Here is a 22,740-nt window from a genome sequence, read left to right on the forward strand (position 1 = left end):
TACAGGTGTTTGCACGAGATCACATCGAATACGAAGCCTTCGACCTTCCGGATCGTATGGACTTGTCTGATGAAGAAATGCTGGCCGAAGCGCGAGCGTTCTACGACAAGATGAAACGCCGCCATACCGTGCGTGACTATTCGGACCGGCCCGTCGAGCGCACGGTCATCGAAGAGTGCATTCGCGCAGCCGGAACAGCGCCCTCAGGAGCCAATCATCAGCCCTGGCACTTTGTGGCAATCTCGAACCCTGAGATGAAGCGCCGTATTCGGGAAGAAGCGGAAGCTGAAGAGCGCAGGTTTTATGAAGGCGGTGCCGGGGATGAATGGCTGAAGGCGCTTGAACCAATCGGGACTAACGATCAGAAGCCGCATCTGGAAGACGCACCGTGGCTGATAGTGATTTTCGCCCAACGTTGGGGTCAATTCGATGATGGAGATCGGTTCAAAAACTACTACGTGCCTGAAAGCACGGGCATTGCCACGGGCTTTTTGTTGACGGCGCTGCACCATGCAGGGCTGGTATCGCTGACCCACACACCCAACCCGATGAAATTCCTGAATAAACTGCTAAACCGCCCTGATCATGAAAAACCTATTATGATCGTAGCTGTAGGCCACCCGCAAGACGACGCGAAGGTGCCAAAAGTTGCAAAGATGAAAAAACCGTTGGAAGAAATCATGACGGTCGCCGAATAGGTAGGCCGTCATGAATTCAGACATTATCTATGGTAGCCAGCAGTTTTTTCGATCAATCCATATGATAAAGTGACTCGTAGATCGGCGTCAGTGTCTTGTCTTCGAACAAAGATGACACGCTGGTGCCATTCCAAATGTTCAGGATCGCCTGCGTAAAGATCGGCGCGGTGGGCACGATGCGGATATTGGCGGCCTTGTTGATCTCAGCCGTAGGCTGGATCGTGTCCGATAGGACCAGAGATTTCATCACCGAATTGGTCACACGTTCAACCGCCGGTCCACTCATGACACCGTGGGTGATGTAAGAGTGTACTTCCTTGGCGCCGTTATCCATCAGCACCTGGGCAGCTTTGCACAGAGTGCCAGCGGTATCGCAAATGTCATCGACAATCAGGCAGATTTTGTCTTTCACGTCACCAATGACAGTCATCTCGGCCACTTCGCCTGCCTTTTCGCGGCGTTTGTCAACGATCGAAAGGGGCGCATTGATGCGTTTGGCCAATTCACGGGCACGTGCAACACCGCCGACATCCGGCGAGACCACCATCAGGTCGTCCATCTGATCCTTGAATTGTTTCTTCACATCCAGGGCAAAGATCGGAGAGGCATAAAGGTTGTCCACCGGCATGTCGAAAAAGCCCTGAATCTGGGCTGCGTGCAGATCCATGGTTAGAATCCGTTCGATACCCGCACCAGTCAGCATGTTTGCCACCAGCTTGGCGCTGATTGGTGTGCGCGCCTTGGTGCGGCGGTCCTGACGGGCGTACCCGAAATACGGAATGACAGCGGTGATCCTGGCTGCGGATGAACGGCGCAGGGCATCTGCGATGATCAGCAGCTCCATCAGATTGTCATTGGCGGGGTTCGAGGTTGGTTGAACGATAAACATATCCTCACCGCGCACATTCTCGAAAACCTCGACAAAAATCTCTCCGTCGTTGAACCGTTCGACCCGAGCATCGACCAGCCCCTGGTCAACGCCGCGATGCAGGCTCATGCGACGTGCAATGGTTTCGGCAAGCGGAAGATTGGCGTTCCCAGCGATAAGCTTGGGTTCGTGAAGTGTCGGCATCGGCTGATTTTCCCCGGGCAGCAGTGGCAATGTGACAGATTCGTGATGTTGACACCGCTTAGCATGGGTCTACCGTCCCGCAAAGATAACGCAGCGGAGAAAGTGAACATGGCCCAGATTGACTACTTTTTTGCGACACTCTCGCCCTATTCCTATCTGGCGGGAATGCGCCTTGAAGAGATCGCGGCAAAACACGGTGCGACGATCAACTATAAACCATTGGATATTGTTGCCCTGTTCGGCCGGACAGGTGGAACGCCACCAAAAGACCGACATATATCTCGCATCGAATACCGCGCGCAGGAATTAGTGCGCCAAGCGCGTAATCTGGATATGCCGTTGAACCTGCAGCCTGCGCACTGGCCGACGAACATGGCACCGTCCTCTTACGCTGTGATCGCAGCAGTACAGGATGGATCAGGTGATGTGGGTAAACTTTGCCATTCCTTCTTGCGTGCCTGCTGGGCAGAAGAAAAGGACATCTCTGATGATGGCGTGATCCGGGATTGCTTGGAACAGGCAGGATTTAGTCCAAATCTAGCTGATAGTGGCCTGTTGGTAGGTGCGGAAACCTACGCCGCAAATCTGGAAGAAGCCGTGGACCGGGGTGTTTTCGGGGCACCTTTCTACATCACACCGGACGATCAGAGGTTCTGGGGACAGGACCGTCTTGATGATCTGGACAAGCATCTGGCTGAGATGAAATAGCCGGGGCAGGGAGGCACGGCTACAAGAGGTTCAGAAACCGATCGATCTGGTCGGTTTCGATGGACCAGTCACAGACAAGGCGGCAGGCCAGCATCTCGTCTTCGTCGACACCGTCCAACGTATCGCCCCACAGGTGATAAACGGCGCCGGCCTCGTGCAGGCGCTTGTGTTGGCTGCGAGGAAAGCTTGCGAAAATCATGTTTGCCTGGGGTTCATGCAGGAATTCTGCCCCGACTGCCCGCAGACCACCCGCCAATCGCGCGCAATTGGCATTCGCTTTGCGAGCTGATTTCAGCCACAGGTCATCCTGCAGATAAGCAGCCATCTGGGCCGACAGATAACGGTGCTTGGAAAACAGGTGCGCCCCGCGCTTGCGCCGCAGCTCGAACTCCCAAGCTTTGCTTTCGTCGAAGAAGATTACGGCCTCGACACCCATCAGCCCGTTTTTGGTGCCGCCAAAGCTGACTGCGTCAACACCAGATTTCCACGTCATCTCTGCCGGTGAGCAATTCAAAGCGACCAGAGCGTTAGTGAAGCGTGCACCATCCATATGCACCGGCAACCCATACTTCTTGGCAACGCCACACAAGGCTTGAAGTTCGGCAAGCGAGTAAACCGAGCCACGCTCGGTCACCTGAGTGATCGAGACAGGCCCGCGCTGCGGACCATGCACGCCGCGGGTTTCTTCCCCCTCAATGGACTTGGTCAATGCTTCGGGGGTCATCTTGTCGCCACCCGGCACCAGAGTCAGTTTCGCGCCGGTGTAGAATTCGGGGGCATTGCACTCATCCTCATGGATATGAGCAACGGGTGAACAGAACACGGTTTCCCACGGCTTGTTCAGCGTTGCCAACGCCAGTGAATTCGCTGCCGTTCCCGTAGCGACCAGATAAACTGCCGCACCCGGTGCTTCGAAAATGCCGCGGATTTGGTCGCGCACTTCGTTCATCAAGGTGTCGGCGCCATAAGCCATCTGATAGCCCTGATTGGCTTCGGCCAATGCGGCCAGAACTTCGGGATGAACAGGCCCGGAATTATCAGAGGCAAAATGCATTAATTCGGCTCCTCGATGATGTAGTCTTCCCACTCTTCCATGGGCGTTTCGAATTCAGATACGGTTCGCCGCTGCACGGAGACTCCGGCGGTGTGAACGCTTTCAGGCGTACCTGATAGCAAAGGGTGCCAGTCGTAAAGCGGTTTGCCTTCCCAGAGCAGTCGATAGGCGCAAGTCTGGGGCAGCCAATAGGCATGGTTGTCGATGTTATCGGGTGTCATGACGATGCATTCGGGCACGAATTGGTGGCGGATATCATATTGGGTGCACCGGCAAGTTTCGTCATCCAGCAGGCGACAGGCAACACAGGTCAATGCGACCTCGCCCGTATCTTCGTCTTCCAGCTTGTTAAGACAGCATTTGCCGCAACCATCACACAGGGCCTCCCACTCACGCTGGTTCATCTTGCGCAGCGGCTTGCGTTCCCAGAATCGGGGCGCGAGGCCAGCTCGATCGATTGGATCCGTAGTCATGTACTGGCCAGTATCTCTCTCGCGCGCGCGCAATCGGCATCCATCTGCGAGATCAACCCGTCAAGGCCGTCGAATGTCATTTCGGGCCGCAGATAGTCGACCAGACCAACGGACAGCGTGGCACCGTAAAGATCACCTGAGAAATTGAACAGAAATGTCTCGATGTTAGGAACCTCGCCTTGGAACATGGGCCGGGTCCCGACCGATGCCGCCCCGTGATAGCTGCCCTGATGCGGGCCATCCAGGACGTCGACCAAAACTGCATAAACGCCGAATCTCGGAGGGTGTAGTCCTTCGATCGACATATTGGCTGTCGGGTACCCCAACTCTCGTCCGCGTTGCTCGCCTCCGACGACCTCACCCTCGATCCGGTGCCAGTGCCCCAGCATTGTTGCCGCATCGCGCGGGCGCCCCTCTGACAGAGCTGTCCGGATCGCAGTCGACGAAACCACATTCTTGGTGCGCTCCAACAGGGGCGCGATTGTCACACCGAACCCCATCTCTTCGCCAAAGCGAACCAGGTCCTGAGGGTTACCGCTGCGCCCTTTGCCAAAACAAAAATCGGCACCCACGACAACATGAGAAAGCCCCAGACCATCGCATATGACATTTCTCGCAAAAGCTTCGGGCGTCATACCCGCGAGCGTTGAATTAAAAGGCAGTTCATAAAGCTTCTGCACGCCGAGTTTTTCCAGCCGGTGCGCGCGTGCATTGCCGCGCATCAGACGAAAGGGCGGTGCCTCTGGGGAAAAATACTCTCGCGGATGCGGCTCAAATGTCATGACCCCCAGCGGCGCGTTCAATTCAGCATTGCGCGCCAACTCGATGACGGATTGATGGCCAAGATGAACACCGTCAAAGTTCCCGATGGCGACACTTGCGCCTCGGTCTTCTGGTTCAACAAACTGGAAGTCCCGGATGATATGCATGCGGCTTGCCTAGCGGGACTGCCCGTCAGGTTCAAGCCGCAGTTCGGTTAAGGTGGATTATCAGTCGAACTTGCGGCTCGGAGCCAGCACCATGGCCTCACCCACCAACACTTTCTTTCCGTCAACTGCGCAGTGGCAATCCAGTTTCACCCGACGTTTGGCAAAATCGATATCGATCACCTTGACCTCGGCATAAACCATGTCGCCCGGACGCACCGGCGCCAGAAATTTAAGCGATTGTCCCATGTACACGGTTCCATGTCCGGGCAGCTGCTCTCCGATCACGGCAGAGATCAGGCCGGCGGTCAGCATGCCATGCGCAATGCGCCCTTCGAAAATCGTATCGCGGGCATAGTCATCATCCAGATGAACCGGATTCCGGTCGGTCGATACTTGAGCGAACATCTCGATATCTTCATCGGTCACGACTTTGCGCAAGTGCCGTGACATGCCCATTTCGATGTCTTCGATGCAAATCGTTCCGCGCGGAAGGTTGTCCAACATGCTGCCCTCATTCGAGATCGAAAGAGCAACAAAAGACCATCATCTGCCGCTCGTCGGCAACTTTATTACTTCGCAGTTGCAGAAAATCAAGTCTTTTTTGCTATCTCAGGCGACCAATCGAATAGGTTGGATTGATCTGTTCCTTCTCGTTATGAGCTTTCAACGCGTCTTCGTCTGGATGATGTGATGTTTTGGTTTCTGCGGCTGCCAAACCGCCGGTGATGAAGAGGGTATCAATGCCTTCCCCCATGCCTCCAGCGATATCTGTTTGCGGCCCGTCCCCTATGGCAAGTATTTCAGAATCCGACACATCAACCCCAATCGCCTGCAACCTGCGCCGGGCCAGATCGTAGATCGGCGGGTGTGGCTTACCGAAATATAGGCTTTCACCACCCATCTCGGTATAAAGTCGGGCCAAAGCACCTGCGCACCATTCGCGCGTTTCGCCTCGGTCCACCACGATGTCCGGATTTGCGCAGAGCAGTTTCATCCCTTTCTGCTTGGCATAAAGAAAGTCGGGCCGGTTCACATCTGGGTCCGCCATCGGGTCGAACGGGCCGCAACACACGATGCCTTCGGCCGCGTCCAGCGGAACGCGTTCAATGTGGATCGGATGATCCAGCAGTTTCAGGGGTTCAAAAAAACCGGCATCCCGCTGCCATTCCCCCATGAAGTAGACTTTTTCGCCAATCGCCCCGCGAAACATCGCTGAACGCGCCGAATCACCGCTGGTTGCAATCGTGTCATAGGAATCTGCCGGCACATTGAAATGTAAAAGCTGCTCGGCAACCCCGGCCCGAGGCTTGGGGGAATTGGTTACAAGAACCACCGTGCCACCACGTTGACGATAAGCTTGCAGCGCCTCTACCGCCTCTGGGTAGGCTGTGATCCCGTTGTGGACGCATCCCCACAAATCAACGAATAACGCTTTGTAGCGGTCAGAGATTTCAGCGAGTGAAGAAACGATCTGGGTCATGGCGCGCCTCGTGCAGCAGGGAATGCGAGATGTCAAAGCCTATGGCAGAGCGCGGGGGGATTGGCCAGAGGTGCAGCCCAAGGCGGAGCGGCCGAAATCAACCCCCCTTGTTCATCTGGCCAAAAATATCTCGGAGCGCGAGGCAGAGCCTCGCAAAAAAAAAGCGCCCGGTTTCGGGCGCCTTTGACAATCTAAATTCAAACCTTGAGGTTCGGAATGATCTGCTTTTTCCGGCTCATCACGCCGGGCAACACAACCGCGTCACCGTCCACGGTTGCGCCAAAGCTCTTCTCAGCGACACCTTTGACCAGATCATTTGGAACCAGCAGCGTTGCCTCTTCGTTCAGAATGTCGACCACGAACAGCAACACCTGATCAACGCCGTCTTCCTTGGCCACATCAGCCATCGAGCTTACGATGCTGTCCTTCCGATCCAGCACGACACCGGGGGCTGTGGTTTCCAGAACCGAGACCCGGAACTTGGTGCCGTCTACTTCGTATTCTTTGCTGTCCATGCGGATCAGTTCGGCGTCCGAGAATGACGATACATCCGATTTTGCTGCAAACATGTCGGCGGCGTAGGCCGAGATATCCAGACCAAGTTCAGCCGCCAGTTTCTCAGCCACGGCGCGGTCGTGTGCGGTGGTTGTGGGTGAGCGGAATTCCAGTGTGTCCGACAGGATGCAGGTCAGCGCGGCACCTTTGATCGCGTCGGGCATCTTGGCGGCGTCGTCACCCATTAGATCGACCATGATGGTTGCCGTGCAGGCCAGCGGGCGCACAGTGATGTCGATGGGGCCTTTGGTTTCAAGCCCGCCAACCAGTTTGTGGTGGTCGATTATGGCGCGGATATCTGCGCTGTTGATGCTGGCGGGCAGCTCGGCCGGATTGTTGGTGTCGACGATGACAACCGGTGCATCCTCGGCCACGTCCTCGATGATTTGCGGCTTGGGCAGGTCCCAACGCTCAAGCATAAAGGCGGCTTCGGTGTTGGGTTCGCCTAGCAAAACGGGCTGTGCCTGTTCACCTTTTACTTCGTTCAGATACCATGACCACAGGATCGGAGAGCCGGTGGAATCGGTGTCGGGAGATTTGTGGCCAAAAACTAGCGTTGTCATGTCTCGTGTCCTGAAGAATATGGATTTGCGCGCCTTATAGGGTGGTCAAACACGGTTGTCACCCGGAAGCAAACTTGCTGCGACCCTTGGTCTGAAAACCTAGAATTCAGCGCGTTCCAGTGTATATCCGGCTTGATGTAGCTGGTTCAGTAAGCCGTAGTCGTTGCTCAGATGTCCGGCCCCGACAGCGATCACCGCGGTCTGATCCTTCAGGTCCAGAATCTTCTCCATCCAGCTTGCATTGCGCTGCACCAGAAGCTGATCTTCGAAGCCTTTCCATTCGGCTTCAAACTCTTCTGGCGTCATCCCCGAGGCCTCAAGCCCTTGAAGCTTGGCAAGCTCAATGATCGCGGCGTGCTGCTCTTCGATATAGGCGTTGGCCATTGTGATCATCTGGTCGTCCCCAGCCTGCAGCGCCCCGGACAGACGGGTCAGAGAGGCCACTTGTTCTTCCAGCGGATGGCTGTCGAACATCGCGATCAAATCCTCGATCCGCTCTAGCGAGTACTGGGGTATCCCGTGTTGTTCGGCCAGTTCCGTCAGGCGCGTGTCCATGCCGCGATCAAAATCAGGGGTATTCATCAGGCAAGGCGGAATACCCAGCATCATACTGAGAAACCAGGGGCGCATCTTGGCCGCCATCCAGCCAGGAATGCCACGCTCGGCCAGAGTCGCGGACAGCGCTGTCCAATCTTCTTCCGACATCAGGTCAATCAAAGTGGGGCCAGACGTAATCAGGACCGGGCTGAAATCATCGGCCAGATCTTTTTCGAATGCGTCCATTTCGTCCTGTGTGACCTCGAAGAAAAACGCGTCGGCCTGACTCAGAACTGGCTCCAAGCGCTCGACCACGGGTGCCATGCGGGGGTCGCTGGTGTGGAGGGTGCCGATCAGGTGCAAGACGGTCCCGTCTTTTGTCGCGATCCAGTGGTTGCCCTCCGGAAACGGAATGTCACTGATTGTCTTCTCGAGATCAGCTTGACTTTCGGCCGACAGGTCAAGCCTAAGATCTCTCCCTTCGCAGGCCGCATGGGCGGTAATCGGAAGCAAAAGGCCGAGACAAAAGCTGAGCAAGCGCATATGGAACCTTCCGGAAATGGCGAATATGACTAAGACGTACTCCTGCCTTCTTGTCAGTTGCAATGTAGTTTGTCTTCAAACCGTGGCTGGCAATCCGCGCGAAACTACATAGCATAGCGTTATGAAGCTCGAGCAGGACCTTTACCCACCCATCAAAGCCTTGTTGGAACGTCAGGGTTATACCGTGAAAGGTGAAGTTGGCGCCGCCGACATTGTTGCTCTGCGAGACGGGCAGGAGCCGGTGATCGTTGAACTCAAGCTTCGCTTCAGCCTCGCGCTGTTTCACCAGGCCATCACTCGTCTGAAAATAACCGATCAGGTCTACATTGGGGTCTGTAAACCAAAAGGCCGAGCAGCGCGACGGGCGTTGAGGGATAATCTGGCGTTGTGCCGTCGCCTGGGGTTGGGTCTGATCACCGTGCGCTCTGATGGAACGGTCGAGGTTCAATGCGATCCCGGCCCATATGCGCCGCGCAAGGATAAGGTCAGGGCCAAACGGTTGCTGCGCGAGTTTGAACGGTTGCAAGGTGATCCCAATTCGGGTGGTGCAACCCGCCATGGGATCGTAACGGCCTATCGGCAAGATGCACTAAAATGCGCGGCCCATCTGGCAGAGAACGGAGCGGGCAAGGGGGCCGATGTCGCAAAGGCCACTGGCGTAAGTGCGGCGACACGTTTGATGTACGACAATCACTACGGCTGGTTCGAAAAAGTGGAAAAGGGCGTCTACGCGTTGTCTGAGGCTGGGCAAGAAGGTCTGAAACACTGGGCGTACAGCTGGGATCAGCCAGACTAGCTGCCTTGTTCTTGCCTGCTTATCGCGCCGGGCAAAAAAATCTTTCACATATTGTTGACTCGCTTCCTGCAACTCCCTAGCTATGCGTCGTTATCACTCATGAGACCCGAGTGCTAACGCCTCGTCAGTCGGCGAGGGGAGGATAACAAACTTTGAGCCCAAGGAGCTGCAAAGATGGCATTGAAACCGCTTCATGACCGTGTGCTGGTTCGTCGCGTAGAAAGCGAAGAGAAAACCGCAGGCGGACTGATCATTCCCGACAGCGCAAAAGAAAAGCCCAGCGAAGGCGAAGTCGTTGCAACCGGCGAAGGCGCGCGCAAGGACAGCGGCGAACTGATCGCGATGGCTGTAAAAGCTGGCGACAAGATCCTGTTCGGCAAATGGTCGGGCACCGAGGTTCAGGTCAACGGCGAAGAGCTGCTGATGATGAAAGAAAGCGACATCATGGGGATCATCGAGTAAGCGCACCTGCTTTCTCTGATCTTCATTTCAACAGATATTCTCAAGGAGAGACAACATGTCTGCAAAGGACGTCAAGTTTGACACCGATGCCCGTAACCGCATGCTGGCCGGTGTAAATGTTCTGGCCGATGCTGTTAAAGTGACCCTGGGCCCGAAAGGCCGCAACGTGGTTCTGGACAAATCCTTTGGCGCGCCGCGCATCACCAAAGACGGTGTTTCGGTTGCCAAGGAAATCGAACTGGAAGACAAGTTCGAAAACATGGGCGCGCAGATGGTGAAAGAAGTCGCCAGCCGCACCAATGACGAAGCCGGCGACGGCACCACCACCGCAACCGTTCTAGCCCAAGCCATCGTTCGCGAAGGTCTGAAGCAGGTTGCTGCTGGCCTGAACCCGATGGACCTGAAGCGCGGCATCGACCTGGCAACTGCCAAGGTTGTCGAAGGCATCAAAGACGCTTCGCGTGAAGTCAAAGACTCGGCAGAAGTTGCTCAGGTTGGCACCATCTCGGCCAACGGCGAAGCCGAAATCGGCCAGCAGATCGCAGACGCGATGCAGAAAGTTGGCAACGAAGGCGTTATCACCGTCGAAGAAAACAAAGGTCTGGAAACCGAGACCGATGTTGTCGAAGGTATGCAGTTCGACCGTGGCTACCTGTCGCCTTACTTCGTCACCAACGCAGACAAGATGATCGCAGAACTCGACGACTGCATGATCCTGCTGCACGAAAAGAAACTGTCCTCGCTGCAGCCGATGGTTCCGCTGCTCGAGCAGGTGATCCAGTCGCAAAAGCCGCTGCTGATCATTGCTGAGGATGTTGAAGGCGAAGCGCTGGCAACTCTGGTGGTCAACAAACTGCGCGGCGGCCTGAAAATTGCTGCTGTCAAAGCACCGGGCTTCGGCGATCGCCGCAAGGCCATGCTGCAGGACATCGCGATCCTGACCGGTGGTCAGGTCATCAGCGAAGATCTTGGCATGAAGCTCGAGTCCGTCACCATGGACATGCTGGGCACCGCCAAGAAAATCGAAATCACCAAAGACGAAACCACCATCGTCGACGGTGCTGGCGAGAAAGCCGAGATCGAGGCACGTGTTGCTCAGATCCGCACTCAGATCGAAGAAACTTCGTCGGACTACGACCGTGAGAAGCTGCAAGAGCGCGTTGCCAAACTGGCAGGCGGTGTTGCTGTTATCCGCGTCGGCGGCATGACCGAAGTTGAAGTGAAAGAGCGTAAGGACCGTGTCGACGATGCTCTGAACGCGACCCGCGCTGCCGTTCAGGAAGGCGTTGTTGTCGGCGGTGGTGTTGCTCTGGTTCAGGCCGGCAAAGCACTGGAAACTCTGGAAGGTGCAAACGCTGACCAGAACGCAGGTATCAACATCGTTCGTAAGGCAATCGAAGCGCCTTTGCGCCAGATCGCCGAGAACGCTGGTGTCGACGGTGCGGTTGTTGCTGGCAAAGTTCGCGAAAGCGACGACGCAGCATTCGGCTTCAACGCCCAGACCGAAGAATATGGCGACATGTTCTCGTTCGGTGTGATCGACCCGGCCAAAGTTGTCCGTACCGCTCTGGAAGATGCGGCATCGGTTGCTGGCCTGCTGGTCACCACCGAAGCAATGGTTGCCGACAAGCCCGCCAAAGAAGGCGCGGCACCTGCCGGCGGCATGCCCGACATGGGCGGCATGGGCGGCATGATGTAAGCTGCTTTAGCCTTAGTGCTTAATAGCGGGGTCGCCTTTGGGCGGCCCCGGTTTTGTTTGGAATGTCTGTTGTGCATTCGTATCATTGGCGCTGGTAGGCTCTGGTCCGAGGAGGGTCGGGATTGGCTCGGCAATCGGGAATGTGAGTGTGCAAATCCCTTTGAAACGGCTATGCGGTTGATATGCGACTGTTTCTTCTGACCGCTTTAACCATGTGCGCCTTCGCCGCGAATTCGATCCTGAACCGCCTTGCTATCGACAGCGGCGCAAGTGATCCGGCGAGATTTGCCATCATCCGAGTTTTGGCTGGTGCCTTGGTTTTAACTGTATTGGTGGCGCTTCGGGGCAGCTCGATCCCTGTTTTTAATCGTCGACGTGTTGTTGGGGCCGGGTCACTGTCGCTTTATATGATCGGGTTTTCAGTAGCGTATCTGACGCTTGATGCAGGGCTCGGTGCGCTGATCCTGTTTGGGGTTGTGCAAATTACCATGTTTGCGATTGGTGCTATGACCGGTTCTGCACCCACTTTGAGACAGATATTGGGTGCCAGTATTGCGCTTGGTGGGCTGGCTTTTGTTCTTTGGCCTGCTGGGACGGTTCAGGTCGACCCGACAGGAGCCGGCTTAATGACGGCTGCCGGGGTCGGGTGGGCCATATATTCCATCGCGGGCCGGTCCGAACCAGATGCATTGTCGGGAACTGCAGCAAATTTCATCATGGCGTTGCCCGTCACGGGATTTGCCCTGTTCCTGCTGGGAAGCAATTGGCAAGTGTCTCCGCTTGGCTATGGGCTGGCTGCGCTTTCCGGAGGCGTCACGTCCGGTCTCGGCTATGCGCTATGGTACCGTGTCGTGCCACAGCTTTCACCGGCGGTGGCCGCGATCGTGCAACTCAGCGTTCCAGTTATCGCAATTGCTGCCGGGGTCATCCTGTTAGCCGAGATGGCAAGTCTAAGGCTTCTACTCGGCGCCGGATTTGTACTCGGCGGCATCGCACTGGCGGTGCTGCGCCGGAACCGTGGCTAGGGGTTCCCTCGGCCTGGGTTAGGCCTTATCTGGCGTGTATGAAATTTCTTGCTGTTCTCCTCTTGTGCCTTATGCCTGCGGTGGCCAATGCGAAATGCGTGGTCCTTCTGCACGGCCTCGCGCGCACAGAGGCCTCGTTTACCGTCATGGAGCAGCTTTTTCATGCGCATGGTTACACTGTGGTTCGTCCCGGTTACCCTTCGACAGACCTACCAATACCAGACCTCGCCAACCAGACTTTACCAGCTGCGTTCGCCGCCTGCGGGGAGGATACGGTTAACGTTGTAGCGCATTCGATGGGGGGCATTCTGCTGCGCTATTGGTTGCAGGACAATGACCCCGAGAATCTGGGACGCGTTGTCATGCTCGGACCTCCTAATCAGGGCAGCCAACTGGTGGACGAGCTTGGCGCCTGGGAGGTTTTCGGCTTTCTGAATGGCCCTGCAGGGCTTGCGTTGGGAACCGGACCAGAGGGTATTCCACGCCGCCTGCCGCCCGTGGACTTCGATTTGGGGGTGATTGCAGGCGAGAACTCATTGAACCCAGTGTTCTCGTCTCTGATCGATGGTCCAGATGACGGCAAGGTATCGATCGAAACCACAAAGGTTGAGGGTATGGCTGATCACATCGTTTTGCCGGTGACGCATACGTTCATGATGAACAACCCACGGGTCATGGCGCAGACCCTGCATTTCATCGAATTCGGACAGTTCGATCCACAAATCACCTGGCTTGACGGGGTGATGGATATCATCGACCAGATCTGCCTTGGGGAAGATTGCTCGGAACCGGACTCGGAGCCCACTCAATGAACTCATTGGAACTGACATTGACCGGCGCGAATGTTCTGTTGCCCGGCGAAGGGGTGTCGCGTGCTGAACTGACGATCGCCGAAGGTACCATTCAATCCGATATGGCAGGGCGGCAGATTGATTTGTCAGGATACCTCATCCTGCCTGGCATCATTGATTTGCATGGCGACGGTTTTGAACGTCACATCGCGCCCCGGCGCGGTGCCATGAAGCAGATGGCAGAGGGCATTTTATCGGTTGAAGCGGAACTAGCCGCGAATGGAATAACCACAGCTGTTCTGGCGCAGTTCCACAGTTGGGAAGGCGGCGTGCGCGGGCCCGAGTTTGCTGGTCAGGTTTTTGACGCCATCGCTGCGGTTCGGGATGATGTTGTAACCCAACTGATCCCTCAACTGCGCTTCGAAACCCATATGCTGGACGACTATGACGGGCTGCCCGAACGCATCGCGGATTGGCAGGTGCCTTATGTGGTTCTGAATGATCATCTACCTCATGACCGGCTGGCTGAGGGGCGAAAACCACCCCGCTTGACAGGGCAGGCACTGAAGGCGGGACGGAATCCCGAAGTGCATTTTGAGATGCTGAAGGCAATGCACAACCGCAGCGCCGAGGTGCCAGCAGCACTGGACAGCCTTTGCACTGTCCTTGCGAACCGAGGAATTCGGCTCGGCAGCCATGATGATACAACGCCGCAGGATCGTGCTGAGTGGCGCGAGCGCGGGGTGATGATCTCGGAATTTCCGGAAACGCTGGAAGCCGCCGAATGTGCCCGGGCGGGCGGAGATCACATCATCCTCGGCTCACCCAATGTTGTGCGGGGCGGCTCACATAAGGGAAATGCCAGCGCGGTGGATCTGATCTCGATGGGTTTGTGTGATGCATTGGCATCGGATTACCACTACCCCAGCCCGCGCCGCGCTGCGCTGATGTTGGTAAAATCTGGCCTGCTGGATATTGCGGGCGCCTGGGCGCTTGTCTCGTCCGGTCCCGCGCGGGTTTTAGGCCTGAAGGATCGCGGAACGCTACAGCCCGAATATCGTGCTGATCTGGTGATACTCGATGCGACAACCCACAAAGTGGCTGCCACACTGTCAGGCGGGTGTGTCAGCTATATGTCCGGTAGTATCGCAACACGTTTCTTGAGCTGATCCCGGCTTCATCTGGCTAAAAATACCTCCGCCGGAGGCATCGCGCGTAAGCGCGATTACCTCATCGCGAAATCCGGTTGAAATGCCCCATCTTGCGGCCGGCCTTGACCTCGGCCTTGCCATAGAGATGCAGTGCTACGTCCCGTTCGCGTGAAAGCTCGGGTACGCGGTCCATGTCATGCCCGATCAAATTCTCCATCACGACGTCCGAGTGGCGCTGACCGTCGCCCAAAGGCCAACCGGCCACGGCGCGAATATGTTGTTCAAACTGATCCACGGCGCAGCCGTTCTGGGTCCAGTGACCCGAGTTATGAACGCGCGGCGCGATTTCATTCACGATCAATCCTTGTGGCGTCACAAACAATTCGACACCCATGACGCCGACATAATCCAGCGCGTTGAGAATGTTGGCGGCCAGCAATACCGCATCTGTCCGCTGCGCCGGAGACAGGCGTGCCGGTATTGTGGTCGTGTGCAATATGCCATCGCGATGGACATTCTCGCCCGGATCGAAACAGGCAACTTGCCCGTCCAGACCGCGTGCTGCGATGACCGAAACCTCGTGGCTGAAGTCCACAAACCCTTCCAGTATGGACGGCGCGCCCGCCATATCAGCCATTGCCGCCCCGGCATCTTCGGGTGCGCGCAGCCGGGCCTGACCTTTGCCGTCATAGCCGAAGCGTCGGGTTTTCAGGATAGCGGGGGTGCCAATGTCATCAATTGCGGCGCGCAGGCTGTCAAAATCGGAGATGTCTGCAAAGGGCGCGGTTTGCAGGCCTAAGCCTTGTAGAAATGTCTTTTCGGTCAAGCGGTCCTGACTGACCCGCAACGCCTCTCGACCCGGGTGAATGGGGCGGTGTGCCTCAAGCAGATCCAGCGCCTGGGTGGGGATGTTTTCAAACTCGTAGGTGATCACGTCGACCGACTCAGCAAAGGCCTTCAATGCGTCGGCGTCATCATAGGCTGCGGTCGTGACCTGATTTGCAACTTGACCGGCCGGAGGATTTGCGCCCGGCTCGAATATGTGGGACTTGAACCCCAACCGTGCAGCCGCGGTCGAGAGCATCCTGCCCAGTTGACCGCCCCCCAATATCCCGATTGTCGCACCGGGCGCAAGCATATCTGACATCGTCATGTCTCCAATCTCTTGCCAATGGCACTCAGTGCAGCACGCAAGGCATCATGCGCGCCCTCGGATTGCAAAATATCCGTCATCTGAAGGCTCAGTGTGCCCTCGGTCGCAAGCGCGTCACGCTCGGCTGCCAGTTGGCCCGCATGCTCTTTGTGCATTGATGTCAGAAACCCTGACACAAGCTGCGTGGTGTAGAATTCGGCCCGGTCTTTGTCACCGGTCTGATCAGCCAACCAGTCGGTGCCTGTTGCCATAAGGTCCAGGATACCTGGCACCATGGCGCAGATGGCAAAGTGGGCGTTCAACGCGGCCTCACTGGCAACTTTGACCACAGGATTTTCGGGCTCGAACAAATCTGCCAAGAGGCGATCGTTGCCGTAAGCGGCCAACGGGCAACCTCCTGTCTGAAGGAAACCCAGCGGAATCGTTTGCACAAAATCCGATGCCGGCGCGCACAGGCCGGATAGCTGCTCCTCAGAGACGGCGGCCATCACCGAAACAATCTTCTGATCTGCGCGAAAGCTTAGCGGGGCCAGAACGTCCTCGGCCACATGGGGGCGCAGGCAGAGAAACACGATCTCGGACGCATCAATCACGTCTTGCGGAGTGCCAACTTGGACCCCAAGTTCGGCCTGCAGGGCCGAGGATACCTGGGCATTGCGTTCTGTGACGTGAAGATCATGACCTTTTGCAGCCATCAGCCGCGCGATTGGCGCAGCGATGTGGCCTGTGCCGATGAAACCGATACGGCTCATTGCTGAGGTTCTTCCGGGATCGAAGCAGAGAGGGCCTCGCGCCAGGCGTCCAGCCGTTCCGCAAGCGCGGCATCCTGCAGCGCCAGAATGCCCGCGGCCATCAGGCCCGCATTGGCCCCGCCGGCCGAACCGATAGCCATGGTCGCAACCGGAAAACCTTTGGGCATCTGCACAATGGAATAGAGCGAATCTACGCCCGACAACGCGCGGGTTTGCACCGGAACGCCAATCACGGGCACACGTGTTTTCGACGCCATCATTCCGGGCAAATGCGCCGCGCCACCCGCGCCCGCGATAATGACCTGCAAGCCGCGCGACACGGCGGTTTTACCATAATCCCAGAGGCGATCCGGCGTGCGGTGGGCCGAGACGATCCGCGCCTCATAAGCGATGCCCAGCTCATCCAGAATATCGGCGGCCTCTTTCATCGTAGGCCAGTCCGACTGGCTGCCCATGATGATCCCTACTTTCACATCGCTCATCCGCTTACGCCCCTGCCATCGGAAAGAGCGCGCACTATAGCCAAATCCGCATATGTGGCAATGCGGTACGCGCGTCTCAGGCGATGATATCGGGGGTCAATCTGTCTTCGATCAGACGGATGATGTCTTTCAGGCGCAGTTTCTGCTTTTTTAGCCGCTTGATCGTCAATTGGTCCGAGGTCCCCTTGGCCTGCAAGGCCTCGATCGCTTCGTCCAAATCACGGTGCTGGCGTCGAAAGACCTCTAATTCCACCCGCAGGACTTCATCGGTTTTCATCGAAAGATCGGTGGGTGCGTTCATGGACGACTCAGTGTTTCAAGTGGTGCTTCTAACACAAGATAGTGTGTCAGGGTTTATCCGGCCAGACCTTGTGGACATCCCTGTATCTTCCCATATTCTATATCACGCGGTTGCCGACATCGGGACCGCAGAATACGTCGCTTTGACAATGAAGGACGAAAATACGTGTCGAAACTTACCTTAGGCTCATACCCGCATCTTTTGGGGTTCGAGCAGTTGGAACGCCTTCTGGAACGGTCTGCAAAGGCCGGAAATGAAGGATACCCGCCCTATAATATCGAGCAGACCTCGGATTTTTCCTATCGCATCACCTTGGCAGTGGCCGGGTTCGCGGAAGAGGACCTGTCGATTACCATCGAGGATCGCCAGTTGGTGATCCGGGGCCGTCAGCGCGACGACAGCGAGGGGCGCATATTCCTGCACCGTGGCATCGCGGCGCGTCAATTCCAGCGCATGTTTGTGCTGGCTGACGGGGTCGAGGTGGGCGAGGCGATCATGGAAAACGGTCTGCTGCATGTGGACCTGACCCGCGCCGTGCCTGAAACCGTGGTTCAGACAATCAACATCAAGAAGGGGTAAGAGCAATGAATACACCGATTGAGATCAACGCCGAAGGCAATCGGATTGTCTATGTAAAGGCCGTTGATGTGGCAGACCTTCCGCAGGATCTGCGCGAGCAGGCAGGCGATCTGGATCAGCTGTATGCTGTCCACGATTCCGATGGGCAGCAACTGGCATTGGTGGCCGATCGCAAGCTGGCCTTTGTACTGGCACGCGAACATGACCTGTCCCCGGTGGCCGTTCACTAGGCCAGCAAACATTCCGCCGAATTGACGTGACATTTTCTGCCTCAGCGGTGATCGTGCCGCTGAATGAAACGCAGGAGTGCGCGATGAGCTGGTATGATTTCGATTGGGTGGATGCGTTCAGCGATCAGGCCTTTGGTGGCAACGGCTGCGCAGTTGTGCATGAGGGTGCAAGGCTGTCGGACGCGGTTTGCATGGCATATGTGCGCGAGACTTCTCTTGTTGAATGCACTTTTACCGGGCCATCCGATATCGCTGATATCCGGGTCCGGTACTTCCTGGCCAGCCGGGAAATCCCATTTGCCGGGCACCCGACCATAGCAACCGTTGCAGCGATGCGATCACGGGGGTTGTTTCAGGGTGATGCTCTGACGCTTGAGACCGGAGCAGGGATTGTATCGATCAAACTGAAAGGTGATGACATCGAAATGACGCAGGTCGCCCCGCAATTCGGCGATCATGTGCCCGCAGATCTGGTTGCCGCCGCCATCAGCCTGCCGGAAGAGGTGGTAATTTCTCCACCGCAGTTCGTTTCAACCGGTCTGCCCTTTTGCATTACGGTCCTGCGCGATCACGAGGCGCTGCGCGCTGCCAAGCTGGATGTTGCTTTGCTCAGTCATATTACCGAAAAGGCCGGTTTCTCGGGGTCGGACATGGCTGAACCGTTTCTTGTAGCACTGAAAGGCGCAACGACTACGGGCGACACATTCTCGCGCCTGATGATGGCGCCCCCCAGCCCGCCCGAGGACCCGTTCACCGGATCGGCCACCGGTGCGATGGCGGCCTATCTCTGGAAACACGGACTGATGGACAAAGAGACATTCATCGCCGAACAGGGCCATGACATGGGCCGCCCCGGTCAGGCGACCGTGACACGCGTTGGACCTTCGGATGCGATGACGGGGATCAAAGTTGCCGGGCGCGGCCATGTCCTGATGCGCGGGCAGGTGAATTTGCCCGACTGAACCAGACCCGCACCTGCGAAAAAGGCCCTCAGAAATCTGAGGGCCTTTGATGTATTTTTTCGTCTTAAGTGATCAGGATGCTGCAATCAGCCCCATGCTTTCCAGCTTAAGCAGAACCTGATGTGCGCAGTTGTCAACCTCGACATTCTCGGTCTCGACGCGCAGCTCTGGGTCTTCAGGGGCGTCGTAAGGGTCGGAAATCCCCGTGAACTCTTTGATCTTGCCCTCACGTGCCAGTTTGTACAGACCCTTGCGGTCTCGGCGCTCGCATTCTTCAATGCTGGTCGCGACATGCACCTCGCAAAATGCACCGAATTGTTCGATTTCTTCACGCACAGCACGACGGGTAGTTGCGTAAGGCGCGATAGGAGCACAGATGGCAATACCGCCGTTCTTGGTTATCTCAGACGCGACATAACCGATGCGGCGGATGTTCAGATCGCGATGTTCCTTCGAAAAGCCCAGTTCAGAAGACAGGTTCTTACGCACGATATCCCCGTCCAGCAAGGTAACCGGACGATCCCCGGTCTCCATCAGCTTGACCATCAAGGCGTTGGCAATGGTGGATTTGCCCGAGCCTGAAAAACCGGTGAAAAATACGGTGAATCCCTGTTGCGAGCGCGGCGGGAAGCGGTTGCGCAGTTCCTGAACAACTTCGGGGAACGAAAACCAATCCGGAATCTCCAGCCCTTCGCGCAGACGGCGGCGCAGTTCAGTTCCCGAGATGTTGAGGATCGTGACGTTGTCCTTGTCCAGGATCTCGTCATTCGGCTCGTATTGCGCGCGTTCCTGCACGTAGACCATATGTTTGAAATCGACCATCTCGACGCCGATTTCGTCCTGATATTTTCGGAACAAGTCTTGCGCATCATAGGGGCCGTAGAAATCCTCACCGGCAGAGTTTTTGCCCGGACCTGCGTGGTCACGACCGACGATGAAATGGGTGCAGCCGTGGTTTGCGCGGATCAACCCGTGCCAGACTGCCTCGCGCGGGCCAGCCATGCGCATCGCAAGGTTCAACAGCGACATCGACGTAGTCGAGGCCGGATATTTATCCAACACGGCTTCGTAGCAACGCACGCGGGTAAAATGATCCACATCGCCCGGTTTGGTCATGCCAACCACGGGATGGATCAGCAAGTTGGCCTGTGCTTCTTTTGCGGCACGGAAGGTCAATTCCTGATGCGCGCGATGCAAAGGATTGCGGGTCTGGAATGCCACGATACGGCGCCAGCCCACTTTGCGGAAATAGGCGCGCAACTCGTTCGGCGTGTCGCGGCGGGCTTTGAAATCGTAATGCACGGGCTGCTGGATGCCAGTGACCGGGCCGCCCAGATAAACTTTGCCCGCTACATTGTGCAGGTAATTCACAGCCGGGTGCGCATCATCATCAGCACCAAAGACCTTTTCCGCCTCACGCGCCTTGTCTGGTGTCCAGCGGTCGGTCACGGTCATGGTGCCGAGGATCACGCCTTCCTGATCGCGCAGGGCAATGTCCTGCCCCAGCTCGATCGATGCGGCAAAATCCTCGTCAACATCCAAGGTGATCGGCATTGGCCAAAGTGTTCCATCGGCGAGGCGCATGTTTTCGACCACGTTGTCATAGTCCGCTTCGCTCAGGAAACCTTTGAGCGGATTGAACCCGCCGTTCATAAGCAGTTCCAGATCGCAAATCTGCCGGGGCTTAAGATCCCAGCTGGTCAGATCAGCGGCTTCTATCTTCAGTTTCTGCGCAGACTCGTAGGAAACATACAGTTCAGAGATAGGGGCCAGATTGCTTAACATCGTCATCGGAAAACTCTTATCGCAGTTCTGTTTGCATTTGTTTCAAGGGTGTTTGCAGGGCATGTGCCTCGGCCTGAGGGTGAAGTCCATAGACTTGCAAAAACTAAGGATGAAATGCGTGGTTTTTTCTCGAAATGGAACGGTTTTCTGTTTTTTGTTTCATGTTATTGAAAAAATCCCGCCGCTCAGGCTCATTAGGCGCATTCTCAGGCAATCTGTTCCAGCGGTGAGGTTTGCGACTCAAGGTCGGCTGCGTGCCTGACGGGCAGGGCAGGGACGGGTTCAGAGACACCGCGCAGGCTGAATTCCCGCAGATCGCGGGGATCACATTGTAACCCAGCCGCGTCCAAAACCTTGTCCGATACAAGGAGCTCAACCCCCAGTGCTTTGGTTTCAGCCTCCAAACGGCTGGCAACATTTACAGCGTCTCCGATGATCGTGCGTGGCGCGTGTTTAGCCGCTCCGATTTCGCCCAGCACAAGATCACCAAGATGTAGACCCATACCAATGCGCACAGGTTGGCTGCCTTCTGCTTGGAGCTGCTGGTTGAAACGCTCCAATGCGTGTCCGATCCCAGCCGCCGCCCTCAGACCGGCACTTGCCGAACTTGCGGCGTTGGCTGTTTCGAACATCGCCAGCAACCCATCGCCCATGTATTTGTCGACAACCCCGCCTTGTGCCGTGATTGCTGGGACAATTGCGTCAAAGAAACGATTCAACAGAAAAACGATATCATACGGCAATTGCCCCGTTGTGCGGGCGGTGAACCCGCGCATGTCCAGAAACAGAACCGCCAGCTGCCGTTCTTGCCCCTGGCTCGCATGCGCACGATCACGCGCGCCGTCGGGGCGGAAAACACGAAATACAGTGAGCGGGTCGGACGGCCGCATCTGGCAGGCCAGGCGGGTCCCCTCTGGCGCGCTGATCGCTTTCAGGCTGCGGGCTTCAACTTCGGTTGGTGGGTGCAACTGATCGGCGCCATCTTCAACCACAACGCGACAGGTCGTGCAGCGCCCCTTGCCGCCACACAGCGCGGTATGTGGGATGCCGTTTGCGCGCGACATCTCCAAAAGGGTCATGCCTTTCTCCGAAACAACTTCTGGACCGTTGACATAGCGCACCCGCACCGAATGCCGCCGCCGCCAAAGCTTGCGCCCGAGATAGACCAAGCCTGTTAGTGCAAGCGCGGCCCAGAATACCCACTGCGCATAGTCTGTGACGGAAAACAAAGACTGAAACTCTTCTTGCGAAGGCCAGTTATAGTATTCGACATACTGTTCTCGTAGATCGGGGTCGGCAAAATCGGCCCAGATACGCCGCCCCTCGGTCAGAAGGCCTGCGAAGGCGAAGCCCGGTACAAAGACGGCGAGACCGATCAGATATGGAACCATCGCGCGCCACCATGTGGTCAACCGTAACCACATGTGTAGCCCAATACATCCGTGGACCCACACCAGCAGAAGTAATAGGCTTTGGAACCAGATCGCGGTGCTGGGCCACATCAGAATGATGATGTAACCCATTTCATCATTCACCCCAAAAATCTCATGCGCGTATCGGGTCTGAACCAAATGTGAGATAAGCTGCAGCGGGATCAACAGGCCAAGAATAACCTGAAGCGCGACGCTGAAAGGCATTCTGAGCGTCCGGCGCTGCGCGAGTGAGATAAGCGCCAGTCCCATGTGCATCAGCAATGCGCCATATATCACGACGCTGCCGATCTCATTACGGCTGACAGCTTTACGTCCGCCCTGCATCCCGTGCAGCAAATCAGTGTGAAACAGACCAAGGCCGATATTGATGAAATGAAAGAACGCAAAGACAAACAGCACGAGGCCGCTTGCGATTCTGAGCCGGCTCATCCATCCGCCGCGCCAAAGAACGTTTTCCAAAAGCTCACCTGTTCTTCGCGTTACTATGGTTGATCCTGATACGGTGCCGGGTGCCGGTCAAGATAGGC

At 56.6% G+C, this 22,740-nt stretch carries 25 protein-coding genes; 11 read left to right on the forward strand and 14 right to left on the reverse strand.

All coding sequences use genetic code 11. The features are described 5' to 3' along the window. Nucleotides 1–5 precede the first annotated feature (5 nt). Nucleotides 6–698, forward strand: a complete 693-nt coding sequence (locus tag ACRZ96_RS06010; protein WP_480706889.1) for a nitroreductase family protein — start codon at nucleotides 6–8, stop codon at nucleotides 696–698. A 52-nt stretch (nucleotides 699–750) separates the two neighbouring features. Here ACRZ96_RS06010 and ACRZ96_RS06015 read toward each other — a convergent pair whose 3' ends face one another. Beyond that, nucleotides 751–1,770 carry a ribose-phosphate pyrophosphokinase gene (locus ACRZ96_RS06015; RefSeq protein ID WP_170392433.1) on the reverse strand — a complete coding sequence of 340 codons (1,020 nt, stop codon included), beginning with the start codon at nucleotides 1,768–1,770 and terminating at the stop codon, nucleotides 751–753. Nucleotides 1,771–1,878: 108 nt separating this feature from the next. On the opposite strand from ACRZ96_RS06015, the gene ACRZ96_RS06020 reads away from it, so the two are divergent. Continuing rightward, entirely contained in the window at nucleotides 1,879–2,478 is a 600-nt protein-coding gene (locus ACRZ96_RS06020; RefSeq protein WP_480562438.1) for a DsbA family protein, read from the forward strand. Nucleotides 2,479–2,497: 19 nt separating this feature from the next. Here the strand turns inward: ACRZ96_RS06020 and ACRZ96_RS06025 are convergent, their stop codons facing one another. The 7 genes from ACRZ96_RS06025 to ACRZ96_RS06055 form a co-directional block, all read right to left on the reverse strand. Next, on the reverse strand, nucleotides 2,498–3,532 hold the full coding sequence (locus ACRZ96_RS06025) for a threonine aldolase family protein (protein ID WP_480814321.1): 1,035 nt from the start codon (nucleotides 3,530–3,532) through the stop codon (nucleotides 2,498–2,500). Then, on the reverse strand, nucleotides 3,532–4,005 hold the full coding sequence (locus ACRZ96_RS06030; RefSeq protein WP_170512517.1) for a YcgN family cysteine cluster protein: 474 nt from the start codon (nucleotides 4,003–4,005) through the stop codon (nucleotides 3,532–3,534). The genes ACRZ96_RS06025 and ACRZ96_RS06030 overlap by 1 nt, the downstream gene beginning before the upstream one ends. Continuing rightward, on the reverse strand, nucleotides 4,002–4,934 hold the full coding sequence (locus tag ACRZ96_RS06035) for a bifunctional riboflavin kinase/FAD synthetase (protein WP_480814322.1): 933 nt from the start codon (nucleotides 4,932–4,934) through the stop codon (nucleotides 4,002–4,004). Before ACRZ96_RS06035 ends, ACRZ96_RS06030 begins: the two co-directional genes overlap by 4 nt. A gap of 60 nt (nucleotides 4,935–4,994) precedes the next feature. Beyond that, nucleotides 4,995–5,438, reverse strand: a complete 444-nt coding sequence (locus tag ACRZ96_RS06040) for a MaoC family dehydratase (protein ID WP_074736482.1) — start codon at nucleotides 5,436–5,438, stop codon at nucleotides 4,995–4,997. Nucleotides 5,439–5,538: 100 nt separating this feature from the next. After that, complete coding sequence (locus ACRZ96_RS06045) at nucleotides 5,539–6,414, reverse strand: TIGR01459 family HAD-type hydrolase (protein ID WP_480814323.1); 876 nt, start codon at nucleotides 6,412–6,414, stop codon at nucleotides 5,539–5,541. A 197-nt stretch (nucleotides 6,415–6,611) separates the two neighbouring features. Next, nucleotides 6,612–7,532 carry a manganese-dependent inorganic pyrophosphatase gene (locus tag ACRZ96_RS06050; protein ID WP_480706886.1) on the reverse strand — a complete coding sequence of 307 codons (921 nt, stop codon included), beginning with the start codon at nucleotides 7,530–7,532 and terminating at the stop codon, nucleotides 6,612–6,614. Between the two features lie 99 nt (nucleotides 7,533–7,631). Continuing rightward, nucleotides 7,632–8,612, reverse strand: a complete 981-nt coding sequence (locus ACRZ96_RS06055; RefSeq protein ID WP_223116850.1) for a TraB/GumN family protein — start codon at nucleotides 8,610–8,612, stop codon at nucleotides 7,632–7,634. Between the two features lie 121 nt (nucleotides 8,613–8,733). On the opposite strand from ACRZ96_RS06055, the gene ACRZ96_RS06060 reads away from it, so the two are divergent. From ACRZ96_RS06060 to ACRZ96_RS06085, 6 genes are all read left to right on the forward strand, one after another. After that, nucleotides 8,734–9,408 carry a DUF2161 domain-containing phosphodiesterase gene (locus ACRZ96_RS06060; RefSeq protein WP_223116849.1) on the forward strand — a complete coding sequence of 225 codons (675 nt, stop codon included), beginning with the start codon at nucleotides 8,734–8,736 and terminating at the stop codon, nucleotides 9,406–9,408. Nucleotides 9,409–9,582: 174 nt separating this feature from the next. After that, entirely contained in the window at nucleotides 9,583–9,870 is a 288-nt protein-coding gene (groES, locus tag ACRZ96_RS06065) for a co-chaperone GroES (RefSeq protein WP_010441779.1), read from the forward strand. Nucleotides 9,871–9,925: 55 nt separating this feature from the next. After that, nucleotides 9,926–11,569: a chaperonin GroEL gene (gene groL / locus ACRZ96_RS06070; RefSeq protein ID WP_170392413.1), complete on the forward strand. Its 1,644-nt coding sequence runs from the start codon at nucleotides 9,926–9,928 to the stop codon at nucleotides 11,567–11,569. A 182-nt stretch (nucleotides 11,570–11,751) separates the two neighbouring features. Beyond that, a complete protein-coding gene (locus tag ACRZ96_RS06075) occupies nucleotides 11,752–12,594 on the forward strand; it encodes a DMT family transporter (protein WP_480706884.1) in 843 nt (280 codons plus the stop codon). 38 nt (nucleotides 12,595–12,632) lie between these two features. Next, nucleotides 12,633–13,406: an alpha/beta fold hydrolase gene (locus ACRZ96_RS06080; protein ID WP_170512508.1), complete on the forward strand. Its 774-nt coding sequence runs from the start codon at nucleotides 12,633–12,635 to the stop codon at nucleotides 13,404–13,406. Beyond that, entirely contained in the window at nucleotides 13,403–14,554 is a 1,152-nt protein-coding gene (locus tag ACRZ96_RS06085; RefSeq protein WP_480706882.1) for an alpha-D-ribose 1-methylphosphonate 5-triphosphate diphosphatase, read from the forward strand. Before ACRZ96_RS06080 ends, ACRZ96_RS06085 begins: the two co-directional genes overlap by 4 nt. 61 nt (nucleotides 14,555–14,615) lie before the next feature. Here ACRZ96_RS06085 and ACRZ96_RS06090 read toward each other — a convergent pair whose 3' ends face one another. From ACRZ96_RS06090 to ACRZ96_RS06105, 4 genes are all read right to left on the reverse strand, one after another. Beyond that, nucleotides 14,616–15,683 (reverse strand): 5-(carboxyamino)imidazole ribonucleotide synthase, encoded by a 1,068-nt coding sequence (locus tag ACRZ96_RS06090; RefSeq protein ID WP_480814324.1) that lies wholly within the window; start codon nucleotides 15,681–15,683, stop codon nucleotides 14,616–14,618. A gap of 2 nt (nucleotides 15,684–15,685) precedes the next feature. Continuing rightward, on the reverse strand, nucleotides 15,686–16,441 hold the full coding sequence (locus ACRZ96_RS06095; RefSeq protein ID WP_480771928.1) for an NAD(P)-binding domain-containing protein: 756 nt from the start codon (nucleotides 16,439–16,441) through the stop codon (nucleotides 15,686–15,688). Then, complete coding sequence (gene purE, locus ACRZ96_RS06100) at nucleotides 16,438–16,923, reverse strand: 5-(carboxyamino)imidazole ribonucleotide mutase (RefSeq protein WP_170392399.1); 486 nt, start codon at nucleotides 16,921–16,923, stop codon at nucleotides 16,438–16,440. The genes ACRZ96_RS06095 and purE overlap by 4 nt, the downstream gene beginning before the upstream one ends. 76 nt (nucleotides 16,924–16,999) lie before the next feature. Beyond that, a complete protein-coding gene (locus ACRZ96_RS06105; RefSeq protein WP_010441787.1) occupies nucleotides 17,000–17,224 on the reverse strand; it encodes a YdcH family protein in 225 nt (74 codons plus the stop codon). A gap of 165 nt (nucleotides 17,225–17,389) precedes the next feature. Here ACRZ96_RS06105 and ACRZ96_RS06110 point away from each other — a divergent pair, with 165 nt between their 5' ends. From ACRZ96_RS06110 to ACRZ96_RS06120, 3 genes are all read left to right on the forward strand, one after another. Next, nucleotides 17,390–17,803 (forward strand): Hsp20 family protein, encoded by a 414-nt coding sequence (locus tag ACRZ96_RS06110; protein WP_010441788.1) that lies wholly within the window; start codon nucleotides 17,390–17,392, stop codon nucleotides 17,801–17,803. 5 nt (nucleotides 17,804–17,808) lie between these two features. Continuing rightward, nucleotides 17,809–18,033 carry a DUF1150 family protein gene (locus ACRZ96_RS06115; RefSeq protein WP_170392397.1) on the forward strand — a complete coding sequence of 75 codons (225 nt, stop codon included), beginning with the start codon at nucleotides 17,809–17,811 and terminating at the stop codon, nucleotides 18,031–18,033. An 83-nt stretch (nucleotides 18,034–18,116) separates the two neighbouring features. After that, nucleotides 18,117–18,995, forward strand: a complete 879-nt coding sequence (locus ACRZ96_RS06120) for a PhzF family phenazine biosynthesis protein (protein ID WP_480706878.1) — start codon at nucleotides 18,117–18,119, stop codon at nucleotides 18,993–18,995. A gap of 72 nt (nucleotides 18,996–19,067) precedes the next feature. Here the strand turns inward: ACRZ96_RS06120 and ACRZ96_RS06125 are convergent, their stop codons facing one another. Both ACRZ96_RS06125 and ACRZ96_RS06130 read right to left on the reverse strand, forming a co-directional pair. Next, a complete protein-coding gene (locus ACRZ96_RS06125) occupies nucleotides 19,068–20,786 on the reverse strand; it encodes a bifunctional sulfate adenylyltransferase/adenylylsulfate kinase (RefSeq protein ID WP_170801983.1) in 1,719 nt (572 codons plus the stop codon). Nucleotides 20,787–20,986: 200 nt separating this feature from the next. Then, nucleotides 20,987–22,642, reverse strand: coding sequence for an adenylate/guanylate cyclase domain-containing protein (locus ACRZ96_RS06130; RefSeq protein ID WP_480706876.1), 1,656 nt, complete (start codon nucleotides 22,640–22,642; stop codon nucleotides 20,987–20,989). Nucleotides 22,643–22,740 lie beyond the last annotated feature (98 nt).

The organism is Ruegeria sp. CF1, from assembly GCF_056537445.1.